Origin of the sequence: Micromonospora sp. NPDC048887 (assembly GCF_040649715.1) — a bacterium.
Taxonomy (GTDB): Bacteria; Actinomycetota; Actinomycetes; order Mycobacteriales; family Micromonosporaceae; genus Micromonospora.
This window is the reverse complement of record NZ_JBEZGA010000007.1, coordinates 62561-83091: the sequence shown is the minus strand read 5'-3', so window position 1 is coordinate 83091 and position 20531 is coordinate 62561. Positions and strand designations below refer to the sequence as shown.

Sequence of the window (20531 nt, the reverse complement as noted above, 5' to 3'; positions counted from 1 at the left end):
GCCTCTTTTGCGGTTGATTGTCGGGTTAGCGTTCGGTCGGCTCCTGAGCCGGATGCAGACCATGGGGGAAACGTGGCCGTCGCCGCCGATACACGCCCGTCCCGCGCCACGACGGCCGGGACGCCGGGCGCCCGCCCGACCGCGCCCGCCCTGCCCGGGGCGCCCGCCGACCAGGACCGCCGGCAGCGCAACGTCGACGCCCGCGTGGCGTACGCGCGCTGCGGCGCCACCGCCGGGCCGCTGCGCCCGCCCCGCCGCCCCGACGCGGCGGTCGAGTTCCGCCCCACCGCCTCGGTGGCCGCGCGGCTGGTGCTGACGCTGCTGGTGCTGGTCAACAGCGCCGCCGGCCTGATCTTCGTCGGTTGGCTGCTGCTGCCCCGGCACGTGCCCGGCCCGGGCGTCGTCGGGCTCGGCGGCTGGCAGACGGCCGCCGCCCGGCTCGCGTTCTGCGTCGTCGTCGGCATCGAGCTGATCCGCCTCGCGCAGAACGTGGTGGTCTGGGTGTTCGCCTTCCACGCCCGGGACCCGGTGCCGGTCGACCCGCCGGTCGGCCTGCGGGTCGCCCTGCTCACCACGATCGTGCCGAGCAAGGAGCCGATCGAGGTCGCCGAGCGGACGCTGCGCCGGCTCCGGGAGATCGTCTACTGCGGGCACGTCGACGTGTGGATCCTCGACGAGGGCGACGACCCGGCGGTCCGGGCGATGGCCGCGCGGCTGGGCGTACGCCACTTCACCCGCAAGGGCCGGCCCGAGTACAACCGGCCCGGCGGCGAGTTCCGGGCCCGGACCAAGTCCGGCAACCACAACGCCTGGCGGGCCGAGCACGAGCACCGCTACGACGTCGTCGCGAACGTCGACCCCGACCACGTGCCACTGCCGAACTTCCTGGAACGCACGCTCGGCTACTTCCGCGACCCGGACGTCGCGTTCGTGGTGACCCCCCAGGTGTACGGCAACATGCACCAGAACTTCGTCGCCCACGGCGCCTCGGTGCAGCAGTACCTCTACAACGGGCTGATCGCCCGGGGCGGCAACGGCCTGGACGCGCCACTGCTGACCGGCACCGGGCACCTCTACCGCCCGGCGGCCTGGCGGACCGTCGGCGGCTACCAGGACTCGATCATCGAGGACCATCTCACCAGCATCCGTGTGCACGCCGCCGTCAACCCGGCAACCGGCAACCGGTGGAAGGGCGTCTACACCCCGGACGTGGTGGCGCTCGGCGAGGGGCCGACCTCCTGGGCGGACTACTTCAACCAGCAGAAGCGCTGGGCGGCCGGGATCTGCGAGATCCTGCTCCGGCGCGAGATGCGCACGCCGCGCGACCTGCCGTCGCGCCGCCGCTGGCAGTACCGGCTGCTCCAGTTCTACTACCCGAGCGTGGCGGTGAGCCTGCTGCTCGGCAACGCCGCCACCGCGCTCTACCTGCTCACCGGCGTCGACGCGGGCCGGCTCGACCCGCAGGTCTGGGCGACGCTGTGGGGTTCCACCATCGGCACCTGGTTCCTGCTCTGGCTGTGGCTGCGCCGCTTCAACATCGCCCCGCACGAGCGGGAGGAGGTGGGCATGGCCGGCATGGCGCTCGCACTGTTCGCCGGACCGGTCTACGTGGCCGCCGCGGTGGGCGCCCTGCTGCGCCGCAAGCTCGGCTTCGTGGTCACCGCCAAGGGCGCGCTGCGCACAGTGGAGTCGGCGCGCACGTTCCGGCTGCACCTGTGCTGGGCGCTCGCCGCCGCCGGACTGCTCGCGGCGAGCTTCGCGCTGGGTCACGACTACCCGCTGCTGCGGGTCTGGCCGGCGCTGACGCTGCTGACCGGGCTCGCGCCGCCGCTGATCTCCTGGGCGGAGAGCCTGCGGGCCCGCCGGGTCCGGGCCGCCGACGTGGCCCGGGAACCCCAGGTGATGCCCCGGACCGTGGCCGAGGGTGGTGTGCCGTGCTGAGGCCGACGCTGCCCCGGGTGGGCCTGGCGCTGGGCGGGTTGCTGCTGCTCGCGTACGCCTTCGTGGTGGCGCCCGGCGCCTGGCGCGACCCGGGCACGGACGTCGCGGCGCGACGGCCCGCCCCGGCGACGCCGCAGGCCAGCACCGACGTGCCGGCGGCGGTCGTGCCGAGCCCGCGCGGCGGCCCGTTCCCCCCGGCCGGGCAGGCGTTCTTCGGGGTGATGACCGACAAGGGACCGTACGACTTCGCGCCGGTGGACCGGTTCGCCGAGGCGGCCGGGCGCGCGCCGCAGGTGATGCTCTTCGGCGCGGACTGGGCGTCGGCCGCGTTCGACCGCAGCCTGTTCGACCGGATCGCCGAGCGGGGCATGATGCCGATGCTCGGCTGGGAACCGTGGGACCACACGGTCGACCGGGCGGCCCGTCGTACCGCCCTGACCGACAGGCAGATCGACCGGCTCCGCGCCACCCAGCCGGACTACCGGCTGGCCCGCGTCGCGCGCGGCGATTTCGACGCGTACCTGCGCTCCTGGGCGGAGGGCGTCCGGTCGCTGGGCTATCCGGTGGCGATCCGCTTCGCGCACGAGATGAACGGTGACTGGTACCCCTGGTGCGAGCGGGCCAACGGCAACCGCCCCGGCGACTACGTCCGGGCCTGGCGGCACGTGCACGACCTCTTCGCCGAGGCCGGCGCCACGAACGTCACCTGGGTGTGGAGCCCGAACGCCCGCTGGGACAAGACGACAGCCGGGCTCACCGGCCTCTACCCGGGCGACGGGTACGTCGACTGGGTCGGTGTCACCGGCTACTACGGCAGCGGCGCGTTCACCAAGACGTACTGGTCGTTCGACCAGATCTTCGGTCCGACGATCGCCGAGATCCGCAAGGTCACCGGCAAGCCGCTCGTGGTCACCGAGACCGGCGCCGCCGACGCGGCCGGGCACAAGGCCCGGTGGATCCGGGACACGTTCCGCGCCCTGCCCCGCTATCCGAACCTGATCGGGCTGATCTGGTTCGAGGTGGACAAGGAGAAGGACTGGCGCATCGCCGGCTCGCCGGCGGCGGCGACCGCGTTCGCCGAGGCGGTGGCCGGCCGGCGCTACGACGTGACCTGGTCACCTGCGGCGCGGCCGCGCGCCGGGCCCTGATCCCGCCCGTGCCGGGCCACACTCCATGTCGGACGGTGCGGCTACTCTCCTCGATCATGAACGAGAGAGATCAATTCCGGCGGGCGGCGATCGAGCGGGGTGTGCCCGAGGACGAGGTGGCCCGCTTCGCGGAGCTGATCCGGTTCCAGATCCACGCCTGCCAGCGCGAGGAGGGTGTGCACGTCGGGCGGCGGGGCGGGCGGCCGCGGCTGCCGGTGGGCATGCCGTGGCCCACGTGCTCGGAGGGTTTCCCGTTGCCGTTCCTGCTCCGGCTCGACTGCGCGGCGCTGCCCCGGGTTCCCGGCCTCGCCCTGCCGGCCGACGGCACGCTGCTGTTCTTCCTCGACCAGGAGAGCGCACTGGACGCCTGCGGCATCGAGCCCGAGCAGGAGTTCGCGCGGGTCGTGTACGTTCCGGCCGGCGCCGAGACGGTGGACGGTGAGTACGTCGTGCCCGCCGACACCGAGATGGAACCGTTCCTCGCCCCCGAGCACGAGATGTACGCGGGGCTCCAGGCGGAGCTGCCGGACTGGCTCGACCGTTCGGAGGAGTGGCTGTGTGACACCCAGATCCAGCTCCTGCGCGACATGCCGCACCGCAAGGAGATGAAAGCGCTGGTCGAGCAGCTCTGGCCCGAGCGGAACTGGTGGCTGGCGGAGGACGTCTTCGTCGGCGGCTACACCATCTCGGCGCAGGACCCGCCCGAGTCGATCATGATGGACCCGGAGCGGGTTCAGCAGGCGAGGTCTCTGCCCCGCGCGGAGCGGATGGTGGCCCGGTACGAGGAACAGCAGCGGGTGATGCGCGAATGGGTGCCGCTGGCCCAGTTCGGCGTGCCGGACGAGGAGTACGTCAACGCGCGGTTCCTGATCCGCCACGAGGACCTCGCCGCCCGGCGGTTCGACAGGGTGCTGTCCTTCTGCGAGTTCACCGAGTGACAGCCGGAGCGGGCAGTCGTCCGCCGTGCGTGTCACGGCCGGGTCACCGTCCGGTGCCGGGGGACCGGTGATTTCGCCGATGCGCGCGGGTCGACAGGGCGCGGATGCTGACGCATGTCGATGTAATTCCGGCGCAAGGAGTGACCGACGTGCCCACCACCATCCGTTCCCGTACCCCCGTCCGTGCCCTCGCCCGTCTCGCCGTGGCGGCACTGCTCGCCACCGGCGGCGCCCTCGCCGTGCCGGCCGCGGCGAGCGCCGCCAGCCCCTACGAGCGCGGCCCGGCGCCCACTAACGCCATCCTGGAGGCCAGCCGCGGCCCGTTCGCCACCTCGTCGACAAACGTCTCCTCGCTGAGCGTGACCGGCTTCGGCGGCGGCGTCATCTACTACCCGACCAGCACCGCCGAGGGCACCTTCGGCGCGGTCGCCATCTCGCCCGGCTACACCGCCTCCTGGTCGAGCCTGAGCTGGCTCGGGCCACGGATCGCCTCGCACGGCTTCGTGGTGATCGGCATCGAGACCATCACCCGGCTGGACCAGCCGGACAGCCGGGGACGCCAGCTCCTGGCCGCGCTGGACTACCTGACCCAGCGCAGCTCGGTGCGCGGCCGGATCGACACCTCCCGGCTCGCCGTGGCCGGGCACTCGATGGGTGGCGGCGGCAGCCTGGAGGCCGCGGCGGCCCGGCCGTCGTTGCAGGCCGCCGTCCCGCTCGCACCGTGGAACCTGGACAAGACCTGGTCCGACGTACGGGTGCCGACGCTCATCATCGGCGGCGAGACCGACAGTGTGGCGCCGGTGGCGACCCACTCGATCCCGTTCTACAACAGCATCCCGTCCTCCTCCGAGAAGGCGTACCTGGAGCTGGACGGCGCGAGCCACTTCTTCCCGCAGACGGTGAACACGCCGACGGCGAAGCAGATGGTGGCCTGGCTGAAGCGGTTCGTCGACGACGACACCCGCTACGAGCAGTTCCTCTGCCCCGGCCCGAGCGGGTCGGCGATCGAGGAGTACCGCAACACCTGCCCCAGCGCCTGAGCCCGTCCGCTCCGGGGTGGTCGCCACGGCGACCACCCCGGGAGCGTGTCCGCCTCTTTTCCGGCGGGTTGCCCATCTGTGACACTGCATGAATGGTTTCTGCATCGACAGTGCATATAGCCTTGTGGGGACGGGACGACGAGTGCGACGCGATCCGCCGGCTCCTCGACCGCGACGACGGCGGCGCGCTGCTGTTCCACGGGCCGCCCGGCTCCGGGCGCAGCTCCCTGCTGGCGTACGCCCGCAGGTCGGCGGGGGAGCGCGCCGTGCTCACCGGCACCGGCCTGGCCGACGAGGCGACACTGCCCTACGCCGGGCTGCACCGCCTGCTCGACCCGGTGCTGGACGCGGACGCGGCCCTACCGGCGCGGCAGCGCCGGCTGCTGCGCCGCGCGCTCGGCGGCGACGGGTGCCCGGCCGAGCAGCGACTGGCCCTTGCCGCGGCGGTGCGTTCCCTGCTCGCCGCGGTGGCAGCGGACCGGCCGCTGCTGTGCACTGTGGACGACCTCGACACCGGGGATCCGCAGAGCGCCTGGACGCTCGCCGTGGTGGCTCGCCGGCTGCGCCGGCTGCCGGTGGCGCTGCTGCTGACCGCGACCGCCCCGGCCACCGTCGACGGCGTACCGGCCCACCGGCTGCGTCCGCTGGACGCCGGCGAGTGCCGGGCGATGCTCGCCGGGCTCCGGGACCGCCCGCCCGCGCCGGTGGCCGCCGCGCTGGCCGCGCTCAGCCGGGGCAGCCCGGCCGCGCTCGCCGACCTGGCCGGCGCGCTCACCCCGGCCCAGTGGCGGGGCGAGGCGCCGCTGCCCGGCACCCCGCCGGTGGACGGCGCGCTCGCCGCCTCGTACCGGGCCCGTCTGGACCGGCTGCCGGTCCCGACCCGGCGGATGGTGTTGCTGGCCGCGCTCGACCCCGGCGACGACCCGGGCACGCTGGTCCGGGCCGCGTGGGCGGCCGGCCTGACTGTCGAGGCGCTCGCCCCCGCCGAAGCCGCCGGCCTGCTGCGGACCGGGCCCGGCGGGGCCACGTTCCCGCACCCGCTCGCCCGCACGATGATCACCGCCGTGGCGCCGCTCGCCGACCTGCGCGCGGCCCAGCTGCTGCTGGCCGGCACGCTCGCCGAGGGCCCGCTGGGCCGGGCGCTGCGCCACGCCACCGCCGCCGACTGCCCGTCCGACGTGCTCGCCGCCGAGCTGGCCTCGGCTGTCGACGAGGTACCGGACCGGGCCGCCGCCGCGATCGTGCTGCGCCGCGCCGCCGAGCTGAACCCCGACCCCGGGCGCGCCGCCGAGCTGACGATCGCGGCGGCGCGCTGCGCCTGGACCGCGGGCGACCCGGACCACGCCCGGGGACTGCTGCGGGGCCTGACCGCCGGGCCGGGGGCCGGCGGCCGGGCCGACCTGGTGCGCGGCGACATGCAACTGCGCTGCGACGCGCCCGCCGCCGCGGTCGCCACGCTGCTGGCCGCCGCCGACGCGGTCGCGCCGGCCGACCGGCGGGCAGCGCTGCTGGCGCTGGTCCGGGCCGGCGAGGCCATCTGCGTCACCGGCGACCAGTACCGGTATGCCGAGGTGGCCCGCCGGGCCGAGGCCCTGCGGCGGCCCGGCGACCCGCCCGGCCTCGACCTGCTGGCCACGTTCGCCTCAGGCGTCGGGGCGACGCTGCGCGGCGACCACGCGCGCGGCGGCCCGGCGCTGCGCCGCGTGGTCGTCCTCGGCGGCCGGCTGACCGGGCCCGCGCTCACCCCCGGCGCGCTGGTCTGCGCCGCCGCGGCGGCCCTGCTGGTAGCGGTGGACGCGCCCGCGCACCGGCTCGCCGGCCGCGCGGTGGAGCTGGCCCGCTCGCGCGGCGAGCTGTCCCTGCTGCCCCGGGCGCTGGAGCTGCGGGCGGTCGCGGAGTACTGGCTGGGCCGGCACGAGGCCGCGGCGCAGACCGCCCGCGAGGGCGTGCGCGCGGCCCGCGCCACCGGTCAGCACGTGTGTGCCCAGGTGCACCTCGGCATCCTCGCCGTGCTGGCGGCGGTACGCGCCGACCGGGACGCCGCGCTGGCCCGGATCGCCGAGATCGGGGACGGGGCCGCCCCGGGGAGCCGGCCGGACGCGTACGCCAGGTGGGCCCTCGGCGTGCTGGACCTGATCGACGGCCGGTACGCCGACGCGGCGGCCCGGCTGTCCGCGCTGGCCCGCACCGGCACCGGCCGGGGTCAGGTGCTGGTCCAGGTGATGGCCACGCCGTACCTGGTGGAGGCCGCCGCGCACGACGGCGGGCGACCGGCCGCCGCGCTGGCGGTGTTCGACCACTGGGCCAGCAGTACGGCGAGCCCGTCGCGGCGGGCGCTGGCCGCGCGCTGCCGGGCGCTGCTCGCACCGCGCGGCGGCCCGGAGGCCGAGCGGGAGTTCCACGCGGCGTTGCGGCTGCACCCGGCCGACACCGACCCGTTCGAGCGCGCCCGCACCGAGCTGCTGTTCGGCCGCGAGCTGCGCCGGCGGCGCCGCCCCCGGGACGCCCGGGCGCACCTGCACCGGGCCCGGGAGGCGTTCACCCTGCTCGGTGCCACCGTCTGGGCCGACCGGGCGGGCGAGGAACTGCGCGCGGCGGGGGAGTCGGTCGGGCCGGTCCGGCGCGGCCCGGAGCAGTTGCTGACCGGGCAGCAGCTGCACATCGCCCGGCTGGTCGCGGAAGGAGCGACCAACCGGGAGATCGCCACCCGGATGTGCCTGTCCACCCGGACCGTCGACCACCACCTGCGCAACGTCTTCCACCGGCTGGGCGTGCGCTCCCGTACCGAGCTGGCCCGCCTGCTGGCCTGACCGCACGCCGCCGTCGGGCACCCGCGTGGCGCCGGGCCGGGCCCCGCGACCCGCCGGGCTCAGCGCAGCGCGGCCACCGCCGCGTCCGCGCCGCCGCGCCAGAGCACGCCGGCCTCGGCGAACCCGGCCGCGCGCAACGCGTCCAGGTGCCACGCCGCCGGCGGGCTCCACTCCGGGCTGTGCCCGGTCGGGTAGATCTGCCGCCGCTTCTCCACCAGCGGCCCGAGCAGCGGGTCGCCGGCCGCCTGCGCCCACCAGTCCGGCCAGGACAGCGCAGCGCCGGCCCGGTGCCGGGCGTCTCGTCGTGCCTTCGCGCGAGCGCCGATAAGGGCGGTGAGCGCCGGCATCGTGTCGTCGGGCATGTGGTCGGCGTTGACGAACACGCCGCCGGGCCGCAGCACGTCGCGGATCTCGCGGTACAGCTCCGCCAGGCGCGGACCGTCGAGCCAGTGCAGGGCGGTGGCGGTGAGCACGGCGTCGTAGTCCCGGTGCGGCAGCGCGGCGGCCCAGTCGGACCGGTTGAGGTCGGCGGTCACCACGGTGGCCCGGCCGGCCAGCGCCGCTTCGGCGAGGGTGAGCAGCACCGGGTCGAGGTCGAGCACCGTCACCTCGGCGTCGGGCCGGCGGGCCAGCGTCCGCAGGCTGATCGACCCGGTGCCGCCGGCCAGGTCGAGCACCCGGGGCGGCCGGTCACCGGCGACCGCCTCGACGGCGTCGAGCATCGCGTCGAAGCGGTGCTCCCGGTCCGGTATGAACGTCTCCTGCTGCCGGTCCCAGCTCTCCTGCCAGGCGCGTACGTCCAGATCGTAAGGAGTCATGCCGCTGACGATAGTTACCGCAGGGGATCCCTGTCGAGGCTTGTTGCCAAACTTTTGCAATAAGCCGTGACCGTCCCGGCGGCGTCACCGGGACCGGACCCGGGGCGGGGCGACGGTGACGAGCGGGTGACGCGCGCTGCGGCAGGGTCGCGGCACGACGACGGCACCGTCCGAGGGGGCTGCATGATCAGAACGATGCTCCGGCTGCGCGCGCGCCCCGGCTGCGAGCCCGCGGTCGGACCGGCGTTCGAGACGGTCGCCGGGCAGCTCGGCGCGCTGGCCGGCAACCTGCGGCACGAGCTGCTGCGCGACGCCCTCGACCCGCGCGGCTTCGTCGTCGTCACCGAGTGGACCGACGAGGTGGCGCTGCGCGCGTACCGGCGGGGGCCGGTGGCCGCCCGCCTGGCCGGCCTGCTCCGGCCGTTGACCGAGCCGGACGGCGACCCCGGGTATCCGCTGATGCGGGAGACCGGGGACGGCGACGGCCCGGTCTACGTGGACGTCGAACTGACCGTGCCGCTCGGCCGGCTCGCCGAGTTCCACAAGGGCTACCCCGAGGTGGTCCGGCGGATGGCCGCGATACCCGGCTACCGCCGTGAGCAGTTGCTGCGCGAGCCCGGCTCCGACATCCACCACATCTTCGCCGAGTGGGACGGCGCCGCGCCGTTCCTCGCCTGGATCGGTGACCCGGCCCACGCCTCCGCGCAGGCCGGGCCGATCGCACCGTTCCTTCTCGACATCCGGCGCCGGCTGTTCCACGTCGTGCCTGACGCGGACGGCCGCCGACACCCCACCACGGGCTGGGAGGCCGACGTGCACAGGACAACACACGTACTCGTCGTCGGGGCGGGACCCACCGGGCTGACCGCCGCCGTCGAACTGGCCCGGCGGGGCATCGACTGCCTGGTGATCGACAAACAGCTCACCCCGCCCGGCCACGCGGACAAGGCGATCGGCGTGCACTGCCGCACCATGGAGATCTGGGAGGAGCAGGGCGTCGTCCGGGAGGCGATGGACGCCGGCATCTGGCTCACCGGAAACATGGTCTTCGTCAACGGCACGCAGACCCACCGGATGAGCTGGGAGCTGCCCGGCCTGCCGTACGCCCACCTCGGCCTGCCGCAGTACGAGACCGAGCGGATCCTCACCGACCGGCTGGCCACGCTCGGCGTCCGTCCGCGGCGCGGCGCCGAACTGATCGACTTCACCCAGGACGCCGACGGCGTGACCGCCACCGTCCGCACCGCCGACGGCGCCACCGAGACGGTACGCGCGGCGTACCTGGTCGGTGCCGACGGCGCGCACAGCCGGGTACGGGAACGGCTCGGGCTCACCTTCACCGGCGGGCTGGGCCGGTTCCCGCAACTGTTCATGCTGGTGGACGTCGACGTGGACTGGGAGATGCCGGACGGGCACCTGCTGCGGTTCCTGCACATGACCGACGGGCAGATGGACGGGATGCTCGTCTGCGTGCCGCTGCGCGGCGAGCACCGCTACCGCATCGCCACCCTGGCCCCGCCCCGGTTCTTCGCCCAGACCGGCGGGCGCGACGCCCCGCCCGGCTTCAGCGAGGAACTCGACGAGCCGACCATCGCCGACGTGCAGGCCGCGCTGGACCGCCTCGCGCCGCCCGGCACCCGGGCGACCAACCTGCGCTGGTCGTCGGTGTTCCGGATCAGCCACGGCATCGTCGACCGCTACCGCGACGGCCACGTGTTCGTCGCCGGGGACGCCGCCCACCTGCACCCGCCGGCCGGTGGCCAGGGCATGAACACCGGCATCCAGGACACCTGGAACCTGGCCTGGAAGCTGGCCCTCGCGGTACGCGGGCTCGCCGCGCCCGGCCTGCTGGACAGCTACGAGACCGAGCGCCGCCCCGAGGGCGAGGAGATCGTCGGCCGGGCGGTACGGATGGCCGGCACCGAGGAGGTGGACCGCGCCGACCTGGAACGGCAGTTCCTCCAGGAGATGTCCATGCTGCTCAGCTACACCGGCAGCCCACTGGTCGGGGAGACCGTCGCCGACCCGGCCGCGCTCGGCGACGCCCCCCGGCCCGGTGACATCGCGCCCGACGTGGACGGGCTGCGACGGCGCGGCGTGGGCCACCCGCTGCGGCTGCGCGACCTGACCCGGGGCACCGGCCACACACTGCTGCTCTACGCCGACCGCACGGCCGACGCGGGGGAGCTGGCCGCGTTCACCGGCCTGTGCGCCGACGCGCGCCGGCTCGCCGGCGGGCAACTCGACGCGTACCTGCTGCTCGACCCGGAGGCGGACGAGCCGCGACTACTCGACCCGCCCGTGGTGCGGGACGCCGAGCGCCGCTTCCGTGCCGCGTACGGGCTGGACGGCACCGGCCTGTACCTGATCCGCCCGGACGGGCACGTCGGGTTCCGGGGCGCCCCGGTCGACCCGGACGCGCTGCGCAAGCACCTGCACCTGGTGTTCGGGAGCGCGAGGTGAGCCGGGTCCGGACGGTGCTGTCGATGCGGACCCGGGAGGGCTGCGAGGAGCGCTTCGAGGCCGAGTGGCTCACCGCCGCCGAAGAGATCCGCACGCTCGACGGCTGCCTGCACCAGGACCTGGTCCGCGACGCCGACGACCCGCGCAGCTATCTGATCATCAGCGACTGGGCGGACCGGGATCGGCTCGACGCGTTCGGCCGCAGCGCGCACCGGGACCGGCTGCTCAGCATCATCCGCGAGTTGCGCGAGTCCGCCGACCGGCACACCTACCAGGTGCTGCACAGCGTGGCCGGCGAGATGGGGGAGAGGCGATGACCGACGACGTGGTGCCGGCGGGCGAGCTGTACACCGACGCGTTCGCGGCCGACCCGTACCCCGCGCTGGCCCGGCTGCGCGCGGACCGGCCGGTCTGCCCGGTCGGCTCGCCGCGCTTCGACTCCTGGCTGATCACCCGCTTCGACGACGCCCGCACCGCGCTGACCGACCCGCGCCTGTCCAAGGACCTGTACGGCCCGGGGCAGCACTACCTGAAGATCTTCGGCCCGAACTCCGAGGGCCTGAACCGCAACATGCTCAACTCCGACCCGCCCGAGCACACCCGGCTGCGCCGGGTGGTGTCGCAGGCGTTCGCGCCCCGGCGGATCGAGGCGCTGCGCCCCCGGGTGGCGTCGATCGTCGAGCAGCTCATCGACAAGATGGCGCCGCACGGCGAGGCGGACCTGATGCACGAGTTCGCCATCCCGCTGCCGATGACTGTCATCTGCGAACTGCTCGGGGTGCCGCCGGCCGACCACGACCGGGTGCTCGACTGGACCCAGGTCATCCGCACCTCCGGCTCCAGCAGCCGGCCGCCGGCCCAGGAGCGCGCGGCGGTGCAGGAGGCCCAGCTACGGCTGCACCACTACCTGGCCGGGCTGGTCCGGGCCAAGCGCGACGACCCGGCCGACGACATCATCGCCGCGCTCATCAAGGCGGTCGACCAGGACGGGACGCTGTCCGAGGCGGAACTGGTCACCACCACGTTCCTGCTGCTGTTCGCCGGGCACCAGACCACCGCCGACTTCCTGGGCAACGCCGTGCTGGCGCTGCTCACCCACCCCGAGCAGATGGAACTGCTGCGCGACTCGCCGCGCCTGCTGCCCGCGGCGATCGAGGAGCTGCTGCGCTTCGACGGGCCGCTGCCGGTGGCCAGCCCGCGCATCGCCACCGAGGACGTCGACTACCAGGGCGTACGCATCCCGCGCGGCGCGATCGTCGGGGTGGCGATAAACGCGGCCAACCACGACCCGGCCCACTTCGCCGACCCGGACCGGCTGGACGTGCGCCGGGTCCGGGGCCCGCACCTCGGGTTCGGGCACGGCGTCCACTACTGCCTGGGCGTCTCGCTGGCCCGGATGGAGGCCGAAATCGCGCTCGGCGCGCTGCTGCGCCGGCTGCCCGGCCTGCGCCTGGGCGTACCGCTCGCCGAGGTGCGCCGGCTTCCCGCCGCCTCACCGTTCCGCGGCCTGCTGGAACTGCCTGTCACCTTCACCGCCTGACGGTGCCGCCGTCGCGGCTCATCACCAAGGAGCAGTCATGGTCTTCCGCAACGTGATCGTCTGTCACATGGTCCCCGGCAGCGAGCAGATCGTCGGCGGCGTGTTCGGTCACTACGACCAGGCCACCCGCCCGCAGGACCTCGGCGTCATCGGCCGGTACCTGCTGTCCCACCACGACCTCTACCTCCACGTGATCGAGCGGGAGCAGGACCCGCGCATCTCCGGGCAGACCCGGGGGCTGCCCGCCTTCCAGAAGATCGCCGAGGAGATCGGCCCGTACGTGACCCCGTACCCGCGCTACTGGAAGAACCCGTCGGACTCGGTCGCGAAGGAGTTCTACCACTGGGCGCCCGAGGGCGAGCCGCCCGCCGACACCACGCTCACCGTGATCGTCGGGCGGATCAAGCCCGGCGCCGAGCCGGACGTGGCCCGGGTCTTCGCCGAGTCCGACGCCGGGTCGCTCCCGGCCGACCTCGGCGTCACCGGCCGCTGGCTCTACTCGATCGACGACGTCTACGTGCACCTGCTCGAACAGGAGACGTCGGCGGCCGAGGCCACCCGGGACCAGCACGGCGACAAGCCCGCCTTCGGCAAGGTGATGCGGGACCTCGGTCCGTACATCGAGCCGTACCGGCCGGAGAAGTGGCAGGGCCCGCAGGACTCCGTGGCCACCGTCTTCTACCGCTGGCAGGCCCAGGACTGAGTGCTCCCGTCGCCCGGGAGCGCGGAAACGCCGCCCCCGCGACCGGCCGTACGCCAGGCTGGTGCGGGGGTGCCGGGTGCCGACGAAGGAGATCGTCCAGCACGTCGGGGCGCTGCTGGACCTGGCCGGGGTGCTCGTCATCGCGGTCGGCGTCGCGGTCGCCACGGCGGTGTTCGCGGCGCGCTGCGCCCGGACCCGGGCGGTGGTGGCGCACTACCGGGCGTACCGGCAGGGGGTCGGCCGGGCCATCCTGCTCGGCCTGGAGTTCCTGGTCGGCGGCGACATCATCCGTACGGTCGCGGTGTCGCCCACGTTCACCAGCGTCGGCGTGCTGGCGCTGATCGTGCTGGTCCGCACGTTCCTCAGCTTCTCGCTGGAGGTGGAGCTGGACGGCCGCTGGCCCTGGCAGGGCCGGACGCCCACCGACCGGCCGAGCGTCGGCGCCCACCCGCAGCGCTGACCGGGCGCCGCCACTTACCCCCAGGGGGTATGGTGGTCGGCGGAGGTGACGCCCGATGGAGCACGGACCCGGTCACGACACCGGCCACCACGGCGACCACGCCGGCGGTCACGGCGCGCACGCCGGGCACGACCCGGAGCAGTTCCGCCGCCGGTTCTGGCTGAGCCTGGCGCTGACCGTGCCGATCGTCGCCACGAGCCACATGGTGATGGACTGGTTCGGCTACTCGCTGGACTTCCCCGGCGTGCGCTGGGTCGGCCCGGTGCTCGGCACCGTGGTGTTCGCCTACGGCGGCTGGCCGTTCCTGACCGGCGGGCTGCGCGAGCTGCGCGAGCGTGCCCCCGGCATGATGCTGCTGATCTCGATGGCGATCGTCGTCGCGTACCTCGCCTCGGCCGCCACCAGCCTCGGCCTGTTCGACCTGGACTTCTGGTGGGAGCTGGCCGCGCTGGTCACCATCATGCTGCTCGGCCACTGGCAGGAGATGCGGGCGGTCGGGCAGGCGCGTGGCGCTCTCGGTGCCCTCGCCGCGCTACTGCCCGACGACGCCGAGCGCCTGGACGACGCCGGGCGGCCGCATCCGGTGCCGGTCGGCGAGCTGCGGGTGGGCGACCTGGTGCTGGTGCGCCCCGGCGGGCGGGTGCCGGCCGACGGGCGGATCGTCGAGGGCGCCGCCGAACTGGACGAGTCGATGATCACCGGGGAGTCGCGGCCGGTCGCCCGCGCCGCCGGGGACCGGGTGGTCGCCGGCACCGTCGCCACCGACTCCACCCTCCGGGTACGCGTCGAGGCAGTCGGCGCGGACACCGCGCTGGCCGGCATCGGGCGGCTCGTCGCCGAGGCGCAGGCCTCCGGCGGGCGCGCGCAGGTGCTCGCCGACCGGTTCGCCGCGCTGCTGTTCTACCTCGCGGCGTTCGCCGGCCTGGCCACGTTCGCGGTCTGGGCGCTGCTCGGCGACCCCGACCAGGCGGTGGTACGCACCGTGACCGTGCTGGTGATCGCCTGCCCGCACGCGCTCGGCCTGGCGATCCCGCTGGTGGTGGCGCTGTCCACAGCGCTGTCGGCCCGCGCCGGCATCCTGGTCAAGGACCGGCTCGCGCTGGAGCGGATGCGCACCGTCGACACCGTCCTGTTCGACAAGACCGGCACGCTCACCACCGGCCGGCACACGGTGACCGGGGTGGCCACCACCGGCGGGCTGGACGAGAACGTCGCCCTGGGCCTGGCCGGCGCGGTGGAGGCCGACAGCGAGCACCCGCTGGCCCGGGCGCTGGTCGCCGCCGCCGACGCCCGAGGAGCCCGTCCCGCCGCGCGCGGCTTCCGGGCGCTGACCGGCCGGGGCGTACGCGCCACGGTGGACGGCGTGGACTGGGCGGTCGGCGGCCCGGCCCTGCTGCGCGAACTCGACGCCCCGGTGCCGGACGACCTGGCCCGGGCCGCGCGGGAGTGGTCGGGCCGGGGCGCCGCGGTGCTGCACCTGATCCGGCTGCCCGAGGGCGGCCCGCCCGAGGTGACCGCCGCGTTCGCGATGGAGGACCAGGTGCGCCCGGAGGCGCGGGCCGCCGTGGCCGAGCTGCGCGACCTCGGCGTACGCAAGATCGTGATGATCACCGGCGACGCGCGCCCGGTCGCCGAGGCGGTCGCCGCCGACCTCGGTTTCCGGCCCGGTGTCGACGAGGTCTTCGCCGAGGTGCTTCCCGCCGACAAGGACAAGGCGGTGGCCGAACTGCGCGAGCGCGGGCTGACGGTGGCGATGGTCGGCGACGGCGTGAACGACGCACCGGCGCTCGCTCGCGCCGACGTCGGCCTGGCCATCGGCGCGGGCACCGACGTGGCGATCGAGTCCGCCGGGGTGGTGCTGGCCGGCTCCGACCCGCGCGGCGTGGGCGGCGTGATCCGGCTGTCCCGCGCCTCGTACCGGAAGATGCGGCAGAACCTGGCCTGGGCGGCCGGCTACAACGTGGTGGCGATCCCGCTTGCCGCCGGGGTCCTCGCGTGGGCGGGGATCGCGCTCAGCCCGGCGCTGGGCGCGGTGCTGATGTCCGCCTCCACCATCGTGGTCGCGCTCAACGCCCAACTGCTGCGCCGGGTCCGGATCACGCCGTCCGACTGAGCCGCAGTTCCGGTCCCCGAGCCGCCCCGCAGCTCGCGGATGCGAGCCACCACGCCCCTTCCGGCTCGCACCTGCGGGCCGCTAGGGTGGGGCGCGTGACGGTGTTCCGCATCGGCGAGGCGGCCGAACTGCTCGGGGTCAGCGCGGACACGGTCCGCCGCTGGATCGACGCCGGCAAGCTGCCGGCCGCCCGCGACGAGCACGGCCACCGGGTGCTCGACGGCGCGGACGTCGCGGCGTTCGTCCGCGCCCCCGGCCATCCCGAGCTCTCCTCGGCCCGCAACCGGCTGCGCGGCATCGTCACCGCCGTCGTCAAGGACACCGTGATGGCCCAGGTGGACATCCAGGCCGGCCCGTTCCGGGTGGTGTCGCTGATGAGCCGCGAGGCCGTCGACGACCTCGACCTCCAGGTCGGCTCCGTCGCCGTCGCGGTCATCAAGTCGACCACCGTCGTGGTCGAACGCGCCGTCACCCCCAGGGGAAGGACAAGCCCATGACCGTACGGCGGATCCGCGTCGCGCTCGCCGCCGCGCTGGTGGCGGCGCTCGGCCTGACCGCCTGCGGCGGCGCCGACGAACCGGCCGGGCCCGACGGCGCCGGACCGCTGACAGTGTTCGCCGCCGCCTCGCTCACCGAGTCGTTCACCACGCTCGGCAAGGAGTACGAGGCAGCGCACCCGGGCCGCACCGTCAGGTTCAACTTCGGCGGCAGCTCCGGGCTGGCCACCCAGATCACCCAGGGCGCACCCGCCGACGTGTTCGCCGCCGCGTCCCCGGCCACCATGAAGACGGTCACCGACGCCGGTGACGCGGCCGGCGAACCGGCGGTGCTGGTCCGCAACCAGCTCGTCGTCGCCGTACCCCCTGGCAACCCGGCCCGGGTCGGCGGCCTGGCCGACCTGGCCCGCCCCGGCGTCAAGGTGGCGCTCTGCGCCGAGCAGGTGCCCTGCGGCGCCGCCGCCCGCACCGCGCTCGGCGCCGCCGGCGTCCGGCTCACCCCCGCCACGCTCGAACAGGACGTCAAGGGCGCGCTGGCCAAGCTGCGCCTCGGCGAGGTCGACGCGGCACTGGTCTACCGCACCGACGTCCGCTCCGCCCCCGGACTCGACGCCGTCGAGTTCCCCGAGTCGGCGCGCGCGGTGAACGACTACCCGATCGTGGTGCTGCGCGCCGCCGGCAACCCGGCCGGCGCCCGCGCCTTCGTCGACTTCGTCCGCTCCGACGCCGGGCTCGCCGTGCTCACCGCCGCCGGGTTCCAGGCGCCGCCCGGCGCATGAGCCGCACCGTACGCCGGCAGCGGGTGCCGGTGGCCCTGCTCGTGCCCGCCGGGCTCGGACTGGCCTTCCTCGTCCTGCCGCTCGCCGGCCTGCTGCTCCGCGCACCCTGGACCACGCTGCCCGAGCGGCTGACCGAACCGGGTGTGCTCACCGCGCTGCGGCTGTCGCTGGAGACCGCCACCGTCGCCACGCTGCTCTGCGTGGCGCTCGGCGTACCCCTGGCCTGGCTCCTGGCGCGGGTGGAGTTCCCCGGCCGGCGGCTGGTCCGGGCGCTGGTCACCGTGCCGCTGGTGCTGCCGCCGGTGGTCGGCGGTGTGGCGCTGCTGCTGGTCTTCGGCCGGCGCGGGCTGATCGGGTCGTGGCTGGACGAGACGTTCGGGGTGACGTTGCCGTTCACCACCGCCGGGGTGGTGCTGGCCGAGGCGTTCGTGGCCATGCCGTTCCTGGTCATCGCCGTCGAGGGGGCGCTGCGCGGCGCCGACCCCCGGTACGAGGAGGCCGCCGCCACGCTCGGCGCCGGACGGTTCACCACCTTCACCCGGGTCACGCTGCCGCTCGTCGCCCCGGGCGTGGTGGCCGGGGCGGTGCTCTGCTGGGCCCGGGCGCTCGGTGAGTTCGGCGCCACCATCACGTTCGCCGGCAACTACCCCGGCCGCACCCAGACCATGCCGCTGGCGGTCTACCTGGCCCTGGAGACCGACCTGCAGGCCGCGATCGTGCTGAGCCTGATCCTGCTCACCGTCTCCGTGGTCATCCTCGCCGCGCTGCGCGACAAATGGGTCGGGACCTCATGAGTGTGCTGGACGCGCACCTGGTCGCCGAGCGGGACGGCTTCACCCTGGACGTGCCGCTGCGCATCGCCGCCGGTGAGGTGGTGGCGCTGCTCGGCCCCAACGGCGCCGGCAAGACCACCGCGCTGCGGGTGCTCGCCGGGCTGCACCCGCTCAGCGCCGGGCACCTCACGCTCGACGGCGCCGACCTGGACCGGCCCGGACGCCGGGTGTGGACGCCGCCGGAGCGGCGGCCGGTCGGCGTGGTGTTCCAGGACTACCTGCTGTTCCCGCACCTGAGCGCGCTGGACAACGTGGCGTTCGGGCCGCGCCGCCGGGGCGCCGACAAGCGCGCCGCCCGCGCCCTGGCCCAGCGGTGGCTGGACCGGGTCGGCCTCGGCGACCAGGCCCGCCGCCGGCCCCGGCAGCTCTCCGGCGGGCAGGCCCAGCGGGTCGCGCTGGCCCGCGCGCTCGCCGTCGACCCGGCCCTGCTGCTGCTCGACGAGCCCCTGGCCGCGCTCGACGCGCGGACCCGGCTGGACACCCGCGCCGAACTCCAGCGCCACCTCGGCGCGCACCCCGGCGCGACGCTCCTGGTCACCCACGACCCCCTCGACGCCCTGGTGCTCGCCGACCGACTGGTCATCGTGGAGGACGGGCGGGTCGTGCAGGAGGGCGACGCCCCCACCGTGACGGCCCGGCCACGCACCGACTACGTGGCCCGGCTCGTCGGTCTCAACCTGCACCGCGGCCACGCCCACGGGCGCACCGTCACGGTCGGTGAACTGACGCTCACCACCGCCGACACCGTCCACGGTGACGCGTTCGTGGCGTACCCGCCGTCGGCGGTGGCGCTGCACCCCGCCAAGCCCGAGGGGAGCCCGCGCAACGTCTGGGCGGCCACTGTCAACGGCGTGCAACGACACGGTGACAACCTGCGCGTGCAGCTCGCCGGGCCGGTCGAGGCGGCCGCCGACGTCACGCCCGCCGGCGCGGCCCATCTCGGACTGATCCCCGGCCGGCCGGTCTGGGCAGCGGTGAAGGCAGCCGAGACGCGCGCCTATCCGGCGTGACAAACACCGCTGGTCAGGACGTGTGCCCAGGTGAGAGGTTTGATCTGCGCTCAACCGGTCACTGGGACGGTAGCGACGACGCAAAGGGGGACACGGTGCCCGACACGATCCGCAACAGGTCCAGTCAGGACGCCGCTCTGCCACGGGGCGTGACCGATTCGTTGCTGTGGCGTGCCGCGTACGACGTTGCCGCCGCCCACCGGCCCGACGAGTCCGGCCGGTGCGAGAGCCTGCTGTGTGACGGCCAGGCCGCGCCGTGTGACGCGCTGACCGCGGCCCACCGGGCCATGGAGCTGGCCGGGGACCGGCACGACGACCGGGCCGAGCCCGAGACCTGGCGTCCGGAGCAGCGCCGGCGCGCGGCCTGAGCATCGGGTCGCGGGCGGTTCGAACCGCTGACGCCCCGCTTTCGTGTTTATGATCGACAACTCGGTCGGAATGCGGGGAAGAGGAGAGTTCGTGACTGTCGACGCCCACGCGTTCTGGCTCCGCACACCCGGTGCGGGCGAGATCCGGCCGGTCCGGCTCGCCCCGCCCGGCCCGGGCGAGGTGCTGGTCCGTACCCGCTTCTCCGGGGTCAGCCGTGGCACCGAGACGCTTGTCTTCACCGGCCGCGTCCCGGCCGACCAGCACGCCGCCATGCGCGCGCCGTTCCAGGAGGGCGACTTCCCCGCGCCGGTCAAGTACGGCTACCTCAGCGTCGGCACCGTCGAGGCGGGCGACGAGCGGCTGCTCGGCCGTACCGTCTTCTGCCTCTACCCGCACCAGAGCGCGTACGTGGTCCCGGCCGACGCGGTCACAGTCGTGCCGGACGGCGTACCGGCCGGGCGTGCGGTGCTCGCCGGCACCGTGGAGACGGCTGTCAACGCTCTCTGGGACGCCGCCCCGCTGGTCGGCGACCGGGTCACGGTGATCGGCGGCGGCATGGTCGGCTGCGCGGTGACCGCGCTGCTGACCCGCTTCCCCGGCGTACGCGTCGAACTCGTCGACGCCGACCCGGCCCGCGCCGGGGTGGCCGCCGCGCTCGGCGCCGACTTCGCCACGCCCGCCGACGCCACCGGCGAGCGTGACCTGGTGGTGCACGCCAGCGCCACCGCCGACGGGCTGCAACGCGGCCTGGCGCTGCTGCGCCCCGAGGGCACCGTGCTGGAGCTGAGCTGGTACGGCGACCGGCCGGTCACGCTGGCGCTGGGCGGCGCGTTCCACTCCCGACGGCTGGGCATCCGCAGCAGCCAGGTCGGCACCGTCTCGCCCCGGCGGGCCGACCGCAGCTACGCCGACCGGCTCGCGCTCGCCCTGGACCTGCTGGCCGACCCGGTGTTCGACGCGCTGCTCACCGGCCGGTCCCGCTTCGACGACCTGCCCGACGTGCTGGACCGGCTCGCCTCGGGCGAGCTGCCGGCGCTGTGTCATCTCATCACCTACGGCGAGGAGTGAT

General features: G+C 75.0%; 18 protein-coding genes. 17 read left to right on the top strand and 1 reads right to left on the bottom strand.

Going from position 1 to position 20531, the window contains the following annotated elements; translation table 11 throughout:
- The first annotated feature begins 72 nt into the window (after positions 1 to 72).
- From AB0C17_RS13635 to AB0C17_RS13615, 5 genes are all read left to right on the top strand, one after another.
- Entirely contained in the window at positions 73 to 1941 is a 1869-nt protein-coding gene (locus AB0C17_RS13635) for a glycosyltransferase family 2 protein (protein ID WP_357478626.1), read from the top strand.
- Positions 1935 to 3089: a glycosyl hydrolase gene (locus AB0C17_RS13630; RefSeq protein ID WP_357478623.1), complete on the top strand. Its 1155-nt coding sequence runs from the start codon at positions 1935 to 1937 to the stop codon at positions 3087 to 3089. Before AB0C17_RS13635 ends, AB0C17_RS13630 begins: the two co-directional genes overlap by 7 nt.
- A 56-nt stretch (positions 3090 to 3145) precedes the next feature.
- Positions 3146 to 4027 carry a YwqG family protein gene (locus tag AB0C17_RS13625; RefSeq protein ID WP_357478620.1) on the top strand — a complete coding sequence of 294 codons (882 nt, stop codon included), beginning with the start codon at positions 3146 to 3148 and terminating at the stop codon, positions 4025 to 4027.
- Between the two features lie 149 nt (positions 4028 to 4176).
- On the top strand, positions 4177 to 5067 hold the full coding sequence (locus AB0C17_RS13620; protein WP_357383046.1) for an alpha/beta hydrolase: 891 nt from the start codon (positions 4177 to 4179) through the stop codon (positions 5065 to 5067).
- A 122-nt stretch (positions 5068 to 5189) separates the two neighbouring features.
- Positions 5190 to 7877 carry a LuxR family transcriptional regulator gene (locus AB0C17_RS13615; protein ID WP_357478617.1) on the top strand — a complete coding sequence of 896 codons (2688 nt, stop codon included), beginning with the start codon at positions 5190 to 5192 and terminating at the stop codon, positions 7875 to 7877.
- 59 nt (positions 7878 to 7936) lie between these two features.
- Here AB0C17_RS13615 and AB0C17_RS13610 read toward each other — a convergent pair whose 3' ends face one another.
- Positions 7937 to 8695, bottom strand: a complete 759-nt coding sequence (locus tag AB0C17_RS13610) for a class I SAM-dependent methyltransferase (protein WP_357478614.1) — start codon at positions 8693 to 8695, stop codon at positions 7937 to 7939.
- A 183-nt stretch (positions 8696 to 8878) separates the two neighbouring features.
- Between AB0C17_RS13610 and AB0C17_RS13605 the strand changes: the two genes are divergently transcribed.
- The 12 genes from AB0C17_RS13605 (at position 8879) to AB0C17_RS13550 (ending at position 20530) form a co-directional block, all read left to right on the top strand.
- On the top strand, positions 8879 to 11158 hold the full coding sequence (locus AB0C17_RS13605; protein ID WP_357478611.1) for an FAD-dependent oxidoreductase: 2280 nt from the start codon (positions 8879 to 8881) through the stop codon (positions 11156 to 11158).
- The gene (locus tag AB0C17_RS13600) at positions 11155 to 11475 is read left to right on the top strand and encodes an antibiotic biosynthesis monooxygenase family protein (RefSeq protein ID WP_357383054.1); all 321 of its coding nucleotides are present in this window, start codon (positions 11155 to 11157) and stop codon (positions 11473 to 11475) included. Before AB0C17_RS13605 ends, AB0C17_RS13600 begins: the two co-directional genes overlap by 4 nt.
- The gene (locus AB0C17_RS13595; RefSeq protein ID WP_357478608.1) at positions 11472 to 12698 is read left to right on the top strand and encodes a cytochrome P450; all 1227 of its coding nucleotides are present in this window, start codon (positions 11472 to 11474) and stop codon (positions 12696 to 12698) included. The genes AB0C17_RS13600 and AB0C17_RS13595 overlap by 4 nt, the downstream gene beginning before the upstream one ends.
- 37 nt (positions 12699 to 12735) lie before the next feature.
- Positions 12736 to 13401, top strand: coding sequence for a TcmI family type II polyketide cyclase (locus tag AB0C17_RS13590; protein WP_357478605.1), 666 nt, complete (start codon positions 12736 to 12738; stop codon positions 13399 to 13401).
- Between the two features lie 76 nt (positions 13402 to 13477).
- The gene (locus tag AB0C17_RS13585) at positions 13478 to 13861 is read left to right on the top strand and encodes a DUF1622 domain-containing protein (protein ID WP_357383058.1); all 384 of its coding nucleotides are present in this window, start codon (positions 13478 to 13480) and stop codon (positions 13859 to 13861) included.
- Between the two features lie 55 nt (positions 13862 to 13916).
- Positions 13917 to 15974 carry a heavy metal translocating P-type ATPase gene (locus tag AB0C17_RS13580; protein WP_357478602.1) on the top strand — a complete coding sequence of 686 codons (2058 nt, stop codon included), beginning with the start codon at positions 13917 to 13919 and terminating at the stop codon, positions 15972 to 15974.
- A 95-nt stretch (positions 15975 to 16069) separates the two neighbouring features.
- A complete protein-coding gene (locus tag AB0C17_RS13575; protein WP_357478599.1) occupies positions 16070 to 16471 on the top strand; it encodes a MerR family DNA-binding transcriptional regulator in 402 nt (133 codons plus the stop codon).
- Complete coding sequence (gene modA, locus AB0C17_RS13570; RefSeq protein WP_357478596.1) at positions 16468 to 17250, top strand: molybdate ABC transporter substrate-binding protein; 783 nt, start codon at positions 16468 to 16470, stop codon at positions 17248 to 17250. The genes AB0C17_RS13575 and modA overlap by 4 nt, the downstream gene beginning before the upstream one ends.
- Positions 17247 to 18044, top strand: a complete 798-nt coding sequence (locus AB0C17_RS13565; protein ID WP_357467692.1) for an ABC transporter permease — start codon at positions 17247 to 17249, stop codon at positions 18042 to 18044. Before modA ends, AB0C17_RS13565 begins: the two co-directional genes overlap by 4 nt.
- On the top strand, positions 18026 to 19093 hold the full coding sequence (locus tag AB0C17_RS13560; protein WP_357478593.1) for an ABC transporter ATP-binding protein: 1068 nt from the start codon (positions 18026 to 18028) through the stop codon (positions 19091 to 19093). The genes AB0C17_RS13565 and AB0C17_RS13560 overlap by 19 nt, the downstream gene beginning before the upstream one ends.
- A gap of 95 nt (positions 19094 to 19188) precedes the next feature.
- Positions 19189 to 19461, top strand: coding sequence for a hypothetical protein (locus AB0C17_RS13555; protein ID WP_357467687.1), 273 nt, complete (start codon positions 19189 to 19191; stop codon positions 19459 to 19461).
- Positions 19462 to 19552: 91 nt separating this feature from the next.
- The gene (locus AB0C17_RS13550) at positions 19553 to 20530 is read left to right on the top strand and encodes a zinc-binding alcohol dehydrogenase (protein ID WP_357467684.1); all 978 of its coding nucleotides are present in this window, start codon (positions 19553 to 19555) and stop codon (positions 20528 to 20530) included.
- The last annotated feature ends 1 nt before the right edge of the window (position 20531 follow it).

Excerpts from the sequence above, each read along its gene's own strand:
- AB0C17_RS13605 (WP_357478611.1), top strand. The coding sequence starts at position 8,879 with ATGATCAGAACGATGCTCCGGCTGCGCGCGCGCCCCGGCTGCGAGCCC.
- AB0C17_RS13560 (WP_357478593.1), top strand. The coding sequence starts at position 18,026 with ATGGGTCGGGACCTCATGAGTGTGCTGGACGCGCACCTGGTCGCCGAG.
- modA (WP_357478596.1), top strand. The coding sequence starts at position 16,468 with ATGACCGTACGGCGGATCCGCGTCGCGCTCGCCGCCGCGCTGGTGGCG.
- AB0C17_RS13590 (WP_357478605.1), top strand. The coding sequence starts at position 12,736 with ATGGTCTTCCGCAACGTGATCGTCTGTCACATGGTCCCCGGCAGCGAG.
- AB0C17_RS13610 (WP_357478614.1), bottom strand. The coding sequence starts at position 8,695 with ATGACTCCTTACGATCTGGACGTACGCGCCTGGCAGGAGAGCTGGGAC.
- AB0C17_RS13625 (WP_357478620.1), top strand. The coding sequence starts at position 3,146 with ATGAACGAGAGAGATCAATTCCGGCGGGCGGCGATCGAGCGGGGTGTG.
- AB0C17_RS13565 (WP_357467692.1), top strand. The coding sequence starts at position 17,247 with ATGAGCCGCACCGTACGCCGGCAGCGGGTGCCGGTGGCCCTGCTCGTG.
- AB0C17_RS13595 (WP_357478608.1), top strand. The coding sequence starts at position 11,472 with ATGACCGACGACGTGGTGCCGGCGGGCGAGCTGTACACCGACGCGTTC.
- AB0C17_RS13580 (WP_357478602.1), top strand. The coding sequence starts at position 13,917 with ATGGAGCACGGACCCGGTCACGACACCGGCCACCACGGCGACCACGCC.